Source organism: Serratia sp. H402Y, from assembly GCF_051172415.1.
In the GTDB taxonomy this organism is placed as follows: domain Bacteria; phylum Pseudomonadota; class Gammaproteobacteria; order Enterobacterales; family Enterobacteriaceae; genus Serratia; species Serratia ureilytica.
Genome location: NZ_JBPIYZ010000004.1, coordinates 110,856 through 123,228, shown reverse-complemented (window position 1 = coordinate 123,228; position 12,373 = coordinate 110,856). Strand labels below are relative to the sequence as shown.

Sequence of the window (12,373 nt, the reverse complement as noted above, 5' to 3'; positions counted from 1 at the left end):
AAGGAAGTCAGTTATGACTGGTTCTAGTTTGAACACGTTCCCTGTGGGCTATGAGTATGTCAATTTTGTTAATTGGTCAAAAGAAATCTCCGGCAATCATATTCTGACCTGCTATCCACAAAATACGGATGAGCTCTTGGCCGTAATTAACTGGGCGCATGAGAGTAAATATTGCGTGCGTCCGGTTGGCATCAAGCACAACTGGTCCCCGCTCGTTATTGCAAACGGGGAGGATAACAGCAATGTCGTGCTGATCGACCTCACCAGGAAATTCAAAAACATCTCAATCAATAAAGTGGGAGAGCATGGATACGTCACCGCGCAAACGGGGGTGACAATGCAGGCTTTGCTCACTGAATTAGAAAAAAAGAAACTCGGCTTTTACGCGACGCCGGCGCCTGGCGATCTGACCCTGGGCGGCGTGCTCGCCATCGGCGGCCATGGAACCTGCATCCCGGCAAAAGATGAGCCTCTGGCTGAGTTTGCCAGCTTTGGTTCCGTGAGCAATAGCGTGGTGTCGCTAAAAGCTGTCGTCTGGGATCAGGCGCGGTCGAAGTATGAATTAAAGGAGTTTACGCGTGATAATGCGGAGAGCTCGGCATTCCTGGTGCATGTCGGCCGGGCTTTTATCAGCGAAGTGACGCTGCAGGTGCCGCGCAACCGGCGTTTACGCTGTCAAAGTTATGTTAATGTCACTGCGGCGGATCTTTTTTCCACTGCGAGCACGACAAAAAATACCTTCAGCCATTTCTTGGATCTGTGCGGGCGCGTTGAAGTCATCTGGTTCCCGTTCACGGAAAAACCATGGCTGAAAGTGTGGAAGCAAGAAGACAGCTTCCCAAAAGTGTCAAAACCGGTTAATGGTCCATTTAACTATCCGTTCTCGGATAATTTGCCGGTTAAAATTTCCGATATCATTAAAAAAATCAATAATGGCCACCCGGAGCTGACCCCGACACTCGGCAAGGCGCAGATGGAGTTGGTCAGCATTGGTTTAGGGGCCACCGTGTCGGCGGATCTGTGGGGGTGGAGCAAGGATCTGCTGTTGTATGTGAAGCCGACAACGCTGCGCGTGACGGCCAATGGTTACGCGATAATCACGAAGCGGAGCAATATTCAAAACGTATTGCACGATTTCACAAAAAAATATGAAGACATGGTGGTCGATTACCAGCGCAAGAATTCATTTCCGATGAATGGCCCGATTGAAATTCGCGTCACCGGATTGGACAGTGCAAAAGAGAGCGCGGTGGCCAATGCCATTGCTCCCGATCTTTCGGCTATTCGTCCCGTTGAATCCCATCCGGAATGGGATGTCGCGATCTGGTTGGATATTCTGACCATGCCCGATACGCCGGATGCCAATAAATTCTACAGTGAAATGGAAAAATGGATTTTTAGCCACTATGCGGGCGACTATGCGACGGTTCGCGTAGAGTGGAGTAAAGGCTGGGGTTATACGTCACAGGCCGCGTGGCAGGATAAAACCGTACTCGAAGAAAACATTCCGCGCAGCTTTAATGCCGGGGCAGGGAACAATGACAGTTGGAATCATGCCTGCAACGTGCTGAATAAGTACGATCCGCACAACGTGTTCTCCTCTCCATTGACCAAAGCGGTTTTCAAACAGAAGAGTTAGTGAGTGCGTAATTGAAATAACCACCTGATTGGGCAGGTGGTTAGCATCATTAACCTTTCAGAGGGAGCCGCTTGTTTTCAAGCACCCCATTCTTTCTCGTAATGATATTCGATACGGCTTGCATCCCCACCCAGCAGGGAGCCTACGGCTGCAACGCTTTTAAATGCCGCATAGCCAAGCGAGTCCGCGACATTATGAACGGCGCCCAAGCCAAAACCGATCGCGTTGAACCCTTGGCCTACGGAAGAGATCAATCGGGTATTAAGCGCATCATTGGCCAATTTTACGGTATCAATGATAACATCGCCGGCAAATCCTGATACAAAGCTTGCCGTATCGGAAATAATCCCCGCACCAGAAACGATTTCGATCTCTGCAGTATTTAGCTCTTTCATAGTAAATCCTTTCAACTTTATCCCTATGCCTCAGGAACGAAACGTAAAGCGTTTCGCCGATTAATTCTCGCAGCCTCTGTGAATGACGGCTTGATGAGAATACGCTTAGATTAAAGAGGCCGGCGTTGAAATATGCAACTCATAACGCCGTCGCTAATATTAGGGTCGCACTTTTTGTGACGTTTCAGCAGTTTTGTGGTTTTTTAAGATTATTATTACTTGTGGGTTTTGCCAACAAAGACTAAATCTAAATAAGCGCCGTGTTGGGCCATGGAAAAGATAAAAATAAACGGTGTCGCTATATATGGAGAGGTCATAATTTGTTTAGGGAAGAGGCCTTATCGCACAGTCGTTCTAAATGGGCAGGAAAAGCATTGTTAATTGCAGGGTTGCCGGCCTGGGTCATCGCGGGCATTTCACTTTCATTCGTTTCTGTGCTGATCATTTTCGTGACCTATGGCGGTTATACCCGGCGTATCAGCGTGGGCGGAGAGGTCACGACGCTGCCAAGATCGGTCAACATATTTGCTACTCAGCAGGGATTCATTGCACAACGCTTTGTCAATGTGGGCGATCAGGTAAAAAAAGGGCAGCATCTTTATCAGATAGACGTCAGCAGGGTGACGGATTCCGGCACCGTCAGCGCAAGCACGCGGCAGGCGATAGAAAATCAACTGGCGCAGGTCGATAGCATCATCGCCAAATTGGAGGCGAACAAGAAAACGACCCTGGTCAATCTGCAAGCGCAGATTGACCAATATAAACTGGCGCACAGCCAGTCCAAACAGATGGTCGAGAATTCACGCAACGGTGTTAACTTCATGCGCGAAACCATGAAAAATTACGATGAGTATCGCAGTAAGGGGCTCATTAATCGGGATCAGCTGAATAACCAGGTTTACCTCTACTATCAGCAGCAGAGTACGTTCCACAGTCTCTATAACCAAAGCATTCAAGAGTCTTTGCAGATAACTAACCTGAATAGCGATCTCGCGACAAGAGCGTCCGATTTCGATAATCAAATCTCACAATATCAATTTCAGCGCAATGATCTCCTGCGGCAGCTGGCCGAAGCGGACGCCAGCGGCTCGTTGATTGTCAATGCGCCGGCGGACGGGCGCGTTGAATCACTCAGCGTGACGCCTGGGCAAATGGTCAATACGGGAGACAGCCTGGCGCAATTAATCCCCAGTAATCATGCCATCTATTATTTGGTTTTATGGTTGCCCAACAGCAGCGTGCCTTACGTGAGCCGAGGCGATCACATCAACGTTCGCTATGACGCCTTCCCGTATGAAAAATTTGGTCAGTTTCCCGGCGTGATCGAAAGCATCGCTTATGTTCCCGCATCAATTCAGGAAATGTCCACTTACAGCAGTTCGCCAACTCGACAATCGGCTGAACTGGTTGAGTCGTACTACAAAGTGCTGGTGGCTATCGATAACACGCAGTTCGGCTATCAGGGAAAGAAGCTGAACCTTTCAAGCGGCATGAAGGCGCAAGCCACGCTTTTCCTGGAGAAAAGACCCATCTACCAATGGATGTTCGCGCCATTTTATGACATGAAAAACAGTGTGTCGGGGCCACTTCGTGAATAAAGTTTATGAGAATATCGTTGGCAAGCTGAACCTGTCGCTCAGAAGAAAAGTGCCGCAGGTCTTGCAAACGGAGGCCGCCGAATGCGGGCTGGCCAGTTTAGCGATGGTGTGCGGCTATTACGGCATGCACATCGATATGCTGTCGATGCGTCAGAAGTTTGATATCTCGGCCCGCGGCGCCACCCTGAGCTCGCTGATCGCGATCGCCGAGAATCTCAATTTGAAAACGCGGGCTTTATCCTTGAGCCTGGATGAGATTCACCAGGTGAAAAGGCCCTGCATATTGCACTGGGATATGAATCACTTTGTGGTCCTGGTCAACATTCGCGGTGGGCGGATAACCCTGCACGATCCGGCATTTGGCCGCCGGGTTATCGGCCTGCAGGAGTTTTCCCTGCATTTTACCGGAATCGCTTTAGAGGTATGGCCAAGCAGTGAATTCACGCCTGTGGTGCAGAAAAATCGCCTGCACTTTAGAAAACTGCTCAGCAATGTCACCGGTCTTAAAAGCGCGCTGGTAAAAATTTTCGCGCTGTCGCTGGTCATTGAGGCCGTCAATCTGCTGATGCCCGTCGGGACTCAGTTGGTGATGGACCACGTCATCCAGGCCGGCGACCATAATTTATTGGTCATTATTTGCGTCGGTTTACTGTTTTTTATCTTGTTCCGCACCTGCGTTTCGATGTTTCGTTCGTGGATCTCCATCGTGATGGGCGCGCTGATCGATATACAGTGGAAATCAGGGCTGTTTGATCATCTGATGAAGCTCCCGCTTGCCTATTTTGAAAAGCGCAAGCTGGGTGATATTCAATCGCGCTTTGGCTCGTTGGACGCCATTCGCACCACGTTTACCACCAGTATCGTTTCCAGCATCATTGATGGCATCATGTCGGTCGGCGTATTTATCATGATGTTCATGTATGGCGGCTGGCTGGTGTGGGTAGCCTCCGGCTTTACGGTCTTATATGTTCTGCTGCGCCTTTCGACCTATCGCTATTATCGGCAAGCGTCCGAGGAGCAATTAGTGAAGTCGGCGAAAGCCAGCTCACATTTTATGGAGACGCTGTACAGCATCGCGACGCTGAAGTCGTTGGGGTTGGCGGGAACGCGTTCGCAGTTCTGGTTAAATTTAAATATCGATACGGCAAACGCCAATATTCGGGTGACGAAGCTCGATATGTTCTTTGGCGGCGTGAATGCGTTTCTTGCGGCCTGCGATCAAATCGTTATCTTGTGGTTGGGCGCGTCTTTAGTGATCGACAGTCAAATGACATTAGGCATGTTTGTCGCCTTTAATGCCTATCGGGGGCAATTCTCCGATCGCGCGTCAAATCTTATCGATATGGTCATTCGGCTGAGAATGCTGAATTTGCATAATGAAAGGCTGGCGGACATCGTGCTTTCTACGACAGAGGAAGAAAAGCCCTATCGCAAGATATGCAATCCCAACGAGGCGGTGACTTTTGAAGTGCGCGATCTGCTTTATCAATATGATAGCCTTTCGCGCCCAGTGATCCCCGGGCTCAGCCTGCAGATCGCGGCGGGAGAAAGCGTGGCGATCGTCGGGCCTTCAGGCGTCGGCAAAACCACGTTGATGAAGCTGATGTGCGGGCTGTTGGAACCGACGGAAGGGCGTTTGTTTATCAACGGCATTAACATTCATGATATCGGCATTAATAATTATCGGGAGTGCATCGCATGTGTATTGCAAGAAGATAAACTGCTTGCCGGTTCAATTGCCGAGAACATATGCAGTTTTGATGCTCATCCCGATACGGAATTTATCGTTGAATGCGCCAAGCATTGCAATATTCACGACGATATTATGAAAATGCCGATGGGATATGAAACGTTGGTGGGCGAATTGGGGGGCAGTCTTTCCGGCGGGCAAAAACAGCGGGTGCTTATCGCCCGCGCGTTATATCGAAGGCCCAGTATTCTGTTTATGGACGAAGCCACCAGTCATTTGGATCTGGACAATGAAAAAAGGGTGAACGAAGCCATATCCTCGTTGAAAATGACCCGCGTTATCATTGCTCATCGGCCATCGACGATTGCATCGGCAGATCGGGTAATTACATTGCAACCTGTAAATGCAATGGCGTAATTGTTTGATGAGATATAAAATTTTATATTTATTTCATCTTTAATTAAGATTTTCGTTATTGAGTTATTTTATCGAGCGCCTTATACCTAAAGCGTGAACCGACGGTTCATAAAAAGCAGTATTTTTTAATTGATTCTTTTTAGTGAATGGAGATGAAAAATGAGAGAATTAAACTCAACAGAAGTTCAGCAGGTGAACGGCGCAACGATTGGCCTGGGTCTGGCTATTATCGGCAAGGTTGTTAACAGCTGGGGAAACGCGTGGAATAATGCCTGGGGCGGTTGCACGCCAAAACCGCCGGTATGTAAACCTGAGCCGCCGGTCTGCAAACCAGAACCGCCTAAATGCGATTAATCGTATTTAGATAACGCAGCGTAAAATGCGGCAGGCTTAATGTTTTATTCATTGAGCCTGCCTTATTGCTGGCGGATAACCTGCGCCATCTGTGTAGTTAACTTGCCCCCCACTGCGTCAACAGCGCATGCAGCCTGGCCGGTTCCAGCGGCTTGCGCAGCACCAGATAGCCTTTCTGCTCGGCCTCTTGCAGAACTTGCGAATTGAACTCGCCGCTGACCATGGCGCCGCTCACGTCCGGCAGGCGTTCGAACAACGCTTTGAGGATGTCGAAACCGCTCTCGCCGGAGCGCAGGCGTTGATCGCACAGCACGGCGAACGGCGTAAAGCCGTCGTCGACGATGGCGAAGGCTTCCTCGGCGGAGGCCGCGCAGCGCACGGTGATGCCCCAGGTGCTCATCAGGCTTTCCCAGGCGGAGGTCACCAAAGGATCGTCGTCCACCACCAGGCAGGATCCCCGCAGCGGCGCGTAGCGGGTGGGCGTGGCGGTGTTGTCGTACGTCGCCGCGATCTCCGGCGCTTTGTCTTCGCCGAGGTATTGCGCAAAGCGCATCCAGAAGCGCGAGCCTTTGCCCTCGACGGAGTGCATGCCGTACTCCACCTTCATCAGCTTGGCGCAGCGCGCTACCACCGCCAACCCCAGCCCGTGCCCGGCGCTGTCTATCTTCCACGCCAGCTCGGGGCGGTAATAAGGGGAGAAGATTTTGCTTTTCTCTTCGTCGGCGATGCCTACGCCGGTATCCCACACTTCCACCAGGCACTCGGCGCCGCGCGGGCGGATGGCGATCAGTACGCCGCCCCGTTGCGTGTAGCGCAGGGCATTTTGGATCAGATTGATCAGCGATTGCCGCACCAGCAGCGGATCGCCCATCACGCTGATGCGCCGCCTGGGCCGCCAGGTGCGCAGCGCCAGCGAGCGGCTGTTGGCCTCTTCGCGGAACAGGGTGATCACTGAGTCGAGCAGGGTGCCGATATCCACATGGGTGGCGGCGGTGCGCACGTTGCCGGATTCGATCTTGCTGAGATCAAGCAGCGAATTGAACATCAGATGCACAGAGCGCACGCTCTGCTGCAGATCCAGCAGCTGCGGCGTCAGGCTGTCGTCCCGGTTTTTGTGGATGATGGCTTCGATCAGAAAACCCATGGCGTGCACCGGTTGGCGCAGATCGTGGCTGGCGGTGGTCAGGAACTGGTTCTTGTCCAACAGCGCCTGTTCCGCCTCTTCTTTGGCCTGGCGGAACTGTTCCGCCAGGCGCGAACTTTGCTCTTCGAGCAGCGCTTGCTGAATAAAGAACGCATGTGAGGTTAACGCGTGGCGATAAATGGCGAAACCGTACAGCAAGTTCAGCATCAGCACGATGAACATCACGTCTTCCAGCCGCCAGATGATACCGAGGTTCAGCAGCCCCCAGGAGGCGAAGAAAAAACGCGTAAAGGTGCTGATGACGGGCGTCAGATGCGTTGCGTTGGCGGCGACGATCGCGGCGATGCTGATATTGAGCAGCAGGAAAAAGTCAAAGTTATGGGTCTGCGGGGTAATTAAATAGAGTGAGGAGATCCCCAGCCCGTGAATAAAGGCCACCTTATTAATGCGCGGCAGCCAGCGGCGCAGCACGGTGTCTTCATCATTTTCTTTGGCCTCGCGCAGGTAGCGCCGATGCCATATTCTGATCGCCACGGCGCATAGCAGGTAAACCATGATCCAGGCAATGGTTGGGCCAAGTTCATCCCCCAGCAAATAAATCCAGATGGCAAAAGGGATACCGACGAAAGGTACGGCGGTAAAGCTGAACACCAATCGCATGAAGGTGTTGTCCAGCAGGCGGATCTGCGCGCGTGGTGAGATGCCATCATTTTGTAAATTCTGGAAAAACCTCATTGCGACGGCTCCCGTTTGCCGTGCAACAGCGTAATGGCTTCGACCCGGCTGTTGACGCCGATCTTTTTCAAAATATTGCTGATGTGTTCTTTGACGGTGGGTTCGGAAATAGACAGCTGCGCGGCGATCCTTTTATTGGGCAGGCCGCGCATCATCATATTTAATACGTCAATTTGTCGTGGGGTTAAATTAAATTTTTTTAAATGCTCGTTGTTGCTTTTAACGGCGAATTCATTCCCGTCAGGAAACCATTCCTGATTATCGTTCAGCGCAAAGACCGCCTTGGCGAATAATTCAGGAGGTTCGTTTTTTAATACAAATCCATGCCCGCCGGCAGTGTGCACTTTCTGCCAGATATCGTTATTCTCGTCGCCGCTAACCACCAAGATCCGCACCTGAGGATAAAGTTGCTTTACTTCTTTGAGTAATTTCAACGCCGTACCGGAAGAGAGCCAAAAATCGATCACCAGTAAACGCGGCGGGCCGTTTTCCCTAATATGACGGTAGCAATTCTCTTCTGTGGTCACCACATGCGCCTGTTTGAATCGGCAATGCGTGCTGAGAAAATTAGCGATGCCGCTTGCTACCAATGGATGGTCATCAACGACCAACGCATAATCCTGCCCCAAAGGATTCTCCTTTCGCCTTCAAATATCAGATAGGTCTGATGAGTTATTATCAACCCTCCCTACTTTAGGAGGGTTTTTTCGTTTAGGAAAGGGAAATATATTATTCGAGGATTTGGATAAGAGAAAACATAAAGCCAATCGGTAATTTTAACTGATTGGTTATAAAGGATAATTTATGAAGAAACCACTTATCGCTTTAACCGTTACGATGATGATAGCCGGTTGTTCCACCCTGAAAACCGATCAGGCCATTCCGCTGCTGCAGGCGGAAACCGCTAAAATGCTGGGCCTGGGTTCATCGGACGAAATTACCGTGACCAATGTCAATGGCGCGCAGCCGGATGCGCTGGGCGGCCAAAAACTTTCTTATCGCGCCACCACAGAAAAAGGCCGAATTTTCGATTGTTCATCGCTGATGATGCCGGGAATTTTAGGCTCCTCGCCGTCGCTGAGCGCGCCGACCTGTACACCGGTAGTCACCCATAAATAATTCGCTTTGGAGGCGGTATTGCCGCTTCCTGGTTTTCCATCGTCGGAGCGCCAGCGCCGGGGGGCAATAAGCTTTTGCTTCGACGATCAATAAACCTGCGTGCGCGGAATAACGCCTCATACCTCCTCTAGCGCATTGAGTTTTCTTATAACAATACATTCCGCGACATCACGCTAACGAGTACGGAGATAGCCCGTGAATGACACGACATCGCATTCTTTAGCGGTTAAAACACCGCTTTCCAAACTTTACCTCGCTCTATTTTCCGCGCCGCTGTTGATGCTGGCGCCCGCCGATATCGCTCGCGCAGACGATGCCATTTTTGACGGCGACTCAAAAATTACCGAATCATTGGCCTACACCGGGGACGTTTACGTCGGCCGTAACCAAAGCGGCAACCTGCTGATCGAGAATGGCAAGATCAGCGCCTATAACATCAATATCGGCCGGATGTTCAACGGCCAAATTCATGACAGCGTAGTCACGGTCCGCGGGCCGAACGCCGAGCTGAATGCGGTGAACGATCAGTTCGTGCTGCGCGGCGGCCTCAATCTGGGGCGGGGCACTTTGCGGGTTGAAGACGGTGCGCAGGCCAGCGCGAAAGAGATCGTGGTCGGCACCACCCGTGGCTATGACAGCCACCTTATCGCCACCGGCGCCGGTTCTCGCGTTACCAGCAATTTTCTCAGCGTCGGCACCGATCTGGGGGCACGTTCCACGCTGGCGATTGAAGACGGCGCGGTGCTGAACACCGCCTTTGACGCACGCATCGGCAATGGCAGCGGGCCGGGTGAGACCGATACGCTGAGCCCGAAAGCCACGGTCAAGGGGGCCAATTCCCAGTGGAACGTCGGTCGTGCGCTCACGCTCTACGGCGATCTGGACGTGCTGAACGGCGCTGCGGTCAACGTCGGTAATATTCAGGTGGCGGGCGTCTCGGGCGCGCGTAAAACCGCCGAGCTGACGATCGCTGGCAACGGCTCACGGTTTACCAGCGGCAGCAGCGTCAACGTCGGCGATTACGGCAATGGCGTGTTGGCGGTCATGGACGGCGGAACATTCTCCGCCGGCGGCAACGAAGTGGTGCTGGGCAAGACCGGTTCCGGCTCGAACCGCGGCGCGCTGATTATCGGCAGCCGCGGCAATATGGACACCGGCACCGGGTTGACCGAACCGACGCTCGGCGCGGCGGGCGCCGCTGGCGCCATCGATGCCCAGACGGCGATCGCCCTGCGGGGCGGATTGTTCCGCAGCTATGTGTACTTTAACCATACCGACGGCAATTACGTTTTCAGCAACAAGATGAGCGGCGAAGGCGAGGTGATCAACAGCGCCGGGCACACGACGCTGAACGGCGATCTCTCTGAGCTGCAGGCGAACGTCACCGCGCGCGGCGGCAAGCTCATCATCGCCAGCGACATCAATACCCAGAAAGAAGACGACATCTTCGAGATCCAAACCCTCGGCGCCGAGAACGGCGGCACGCTGATCCTTAACGCGACGGCGGGCACCGACGTCAATAACGGGCTGGGCTACAGCAGCGCCGCGTCGATCAAGGCCGGCGGCACGCTGGGCGGCAACGGCACGCTGGGCCAGACCGAGATCCAGTCCGGCGGCCATATCTCGCCCGGCGACGGCAATATCGGCACGCTGACGCTGAAACGCTACCTGAACTTTATCGGCGAATCCTTCTATGACGTCGATATCGCCGGCGACGGCCGCAGCGATCAACTGCTGGTGGCGGGCAAAACCACCATCAGCGATCGGGCCAAGGTGCAGGTTACGGCGCTGGATCCGCAAACCAGCTATAAAACCGGCCAAAGCTACCGCATTCTGACCTCGGACGGCGGCATTGACGGCCAGTTCGCGTCGGCGGTCTCCAAGTCCGCCTTCCTCGATGTGGCGTTAAAACACAGCGCCAACGCCGTGGATCTGACCATCGCGCAGAAAGACACCGGCGGTGAAAACCCGGGCGGTGAAAACCCGGGCGGTGAGAATCCGGGTGGGGAAAATCCAGGTGGTGAGAATCCGGGCGGAGAAAACCCTGGCGGTGAGAATCCAGGGGGCGAGAATCCGGGCGGAGAAAACCCAGGCGGGGAAAATCCGGGGGGCGAGAATCCAGGCAGCGGCAAGCCGGGCATTTTCCAAACGGTGGCCGAGAGCGGCAACCAGTGGAATACCGCCGGCGCGCTCTCCACGCTGGCGCAGCGCGGTCCTTCACTGGCGCTATACAACTCGCTGCTGCTGCTGAGCGCGCCGGAAGCGCGCGAGGCGTTCAATCAGCTGTCCGGCGAAGTCTATCCGTCGATGCAGTCTAACCTGATCGCCGGCAGCACCCAGCTGTTCAACGTGCTGAACCAGCGCATGCTGCGCCTGTTCGACAATGACAGTCTGCCGGTACCGCCGTTGGCGATGTCGCTGGTGCAACCGGCGCAGGCGCAAAACAGCGGCGTCTGGGGCCAGACCTTCAGTTCCTGGGGCAGGAACAGCGGCAACGGCAACGTGGGCAAGCTGGATGGCAACACCACCGGCTTCCTGTTGGGGGCGGATCGCAAGCTGGCGGACCATAACGTGCGCATCGGCGGTTACTTCGGTTACAGCCGCGGCGATTATGACGTCGACAGCCGCCGCTCCAAGGCCGATACCGACAACTACCACCTCGGCCTGTATGCGGCCGGGCAACAGGATGCGTTTTCGCTGCGCGGCGCGCTGGGTTACACCTGGCACAAGATTGAAGGCAAGCGCAACGTCGATTTCAGCGGCTTCTCGGATCGGCTGAAGTCGGATTATGACGCGAACTCGCTGCTGGCATTCACCGAAGCGGGTTACCGTTTCGGCCAGCCGGAGATGAACGTCGAACCGTTCATCAACCTGAGCTACATCCGCCTGCATACCGACAGCTTCCAGGAGTCGGGTGGCGCGGCGGCGCTGAGCGTGCGCAATGAAACGATGGACACCTTCTACTCCACGCTCGGGGTGCGCGGCGTGACCGAACTGCCGAAGAACGTCAGCCTTTACGGCTCGCTCGGCTGGCAACATGCCTACGGCGATAAGAACACCTCATCGCGCATGGCGTTTGCCGGCAGCGACGCGTTCGTCACGCAGGGCCAGGCCGTGGATGACAACGTGATGGTGGGCGATATCGGCGTGAGCGTGAAGCTGTCGCGCGCTGCGACGCTGGATGTTGGCTATCAGGGGCAATTCGGCGCCGATACCCGCGTCAATTCGGTCAACGCCAACCTGCGCTGGTCGTTCTGATTTTTCCTCTAGACTTCTCTGGTA

9 protein-coding genes are annotated in these 12,373 nt (G+C 53.7%); 6 read left to right on the top strand and 3 right to left on the bottom strand.

The features are described 5' to 3' along the window. The first annotated feature begins 13 nt into the window (after positions 1–13). Positions 14–1,639: a cholesterol oxidase substrate-binding domain-containing protein gene (locus ACSBQS_RS19025; RefSeq protein WP_232093957.1), complete on the top strand. Its 1,626-nt coding sequence runs from the start codon at positions 14–16 to the stop codon at positions 1,637–1,639. Between the two features lie 77 nt (positions 1,640–1,716). On the opposite strand, the gene ACSBQS_RS19020 is transcribed toward ACSBQS_RS19025, so the two are convergent. After that, a complete protein-coding gene (locus ACSBQS_RS19020) occupies positions 1,717–2,034 on the bottom strand; it encodes a hypothetical protein (protein ID WP_079007635.1) in 318 nt (105 codons plus the stop codon). 302 nt (positions 2,035–2,336) lie between these two features. Here ACSBQS_RS19020 and ACSBQS_RS19015 point away from each other — a divergent pair, with 302 nt between their 5' ends. The 3 genes from ACSBQS_RS19015 to ACSBQS_RS19005 all read left to right on the top strand — a co-directional run bounded on the left by ACSBQS_RS19015 (position 2,337) and on the right by ACSBQS_RS19005 (position 6,093). Continuing rightward, positions 2,337–3,632 (top strand): HlyD family secretion protein, encoded by a 1,296-nt coding sequence (locus ACSBQS_RS19015; protein WP_168177216.1) that lies wholly within the window; start codon positions 2,337–2,339, stop codon positions 3,630–3,632. Next, positions 3,625–5,739: a peptidase domain-containing ABC transporter gene (locus ACSBQS_RS19010; protein WP_033644081.1), complete on the top strand. Its 2,115-nt coding sequence runs from the start codon at positions 3,625–3,627 to the stop codon at positions 5,737–5,739. Before ACSBQS_RS19015 ends, ACSBQS_RS19010 begins: the two co-directional genes overlap by 8 nt. Positions 5,740–5,898: 159 nt before the next feature. After that, positions 5,899–6,093 (top strand): hypothetical protein, encoded by a 195-nt coding sequence (locus ACSBQS_RS19005; RefSeq protein ID WP_127897174.1) that lies wholly within the window; start codon positions 5,899–5,901, stop codon positions 6,091–6,093. Positions 6,094–6,190: 97 nt separating this feature from the next. On the opposite strand, the gene ACSBQS_RS19000 is transcribed toward ACSBQS_RS19005, so the two are convergent. Together ACSBQS_RS19000 and ACSBQS_RS18995 are read right to left on the bottom strand one after the other, a co-directional pair. Beyond that, positions 6,191–7,972 (bottom strand): ATP-binding protein, encoded by a 1,782-nt coding sequence (locus tag ACSBQS_RS19000; protein ID WP_434991277.1) that lies wholly within the window; start codon positions 7,970–7,972, stop codon positions 6,191–6,193. Beyond that, positions 7,969–8,601: a response regulator transcription factor gene (locus ACSBQS_RS18995; protein WP_047025599.1), complete on the bottom strand. Its 633-nt coding sequence runs from the start codon at positions 8,599–8,601 to the stop codon at positions 7,969–7,971. The genes ACSBQS_RS19000 and ACSBQS_RS18995 overlap by 4 nt, the downstream gene beginning before the upstream one ends. 175 nt (positions 8,602–8,776) lie before the next feature. Between ACSBQS_RS18995 and ACSBQS_RS18990 the strand changes: the two genes are divergently transcribed. Further along, on the top strand, positions 8,777–9,091 hold the full coding sequence (locus ACSBQS_RS18990) for a hypothetical protein (RefSeq protein ID WP_025303891.1): 315 nt from the start codon (positions 8,777–8,779) through the stop codon (positions 9,089–9,091). Positions 9,092–9,286: 195 nt separating this feature from the next. After that, on the top strand, positions 9,287–12,349 hold the full coding sequence (locus ACSBQS_RS18985; RefSeq protein ID WP_434991276.1) for an autotransporter outer membrane beta-barrel domain-containing protein: 3,063 nt from the start codon (positions 9,287–9,289) through the stop codon (positions 12,347–12,349). The last annotated feature ends 24 nt before the right edge of the window (positions 12,350–12,373 follow it).

Coding starts and splice junctions, on each gene's coding strand:
- ACSBQS_RS19025 (WP_232093957.1), top strand. CDS start 14: ATGACTGGTTCTAGTTTGAACACGTTCCCTGTGGGCTATGAGTATGTC.
- ACSBQS_RS19020 (WP_079007635.1), bottom strand. CDS start 2,034: ATGAAAGAGCTAAATACTGCAGAGATCGAAATCGTTTCTGGTGCGGGG.
- ACSBQS_RS19005 (WP_127897174.1), top strand. CDS start 5,899: ATGAGAGAATTAAACTCAACAGAAGTTCAGCAGGTGAACGGCGCAACG.
- ACSBQS_RS19000 (WP_434991277.1), bottom strand. CDS start 7,972: ATGAGGTTTTTCCAGAATTTACAAAATGATGGCATCTCACCACGCGCG.
- ACSBQS_RS18990 (WP_025303891.1), top strand. CDS start 8,777: ATGAAGAAACCACTTATCGCTTTAACCGTTACGATGATGATAGCCGGT.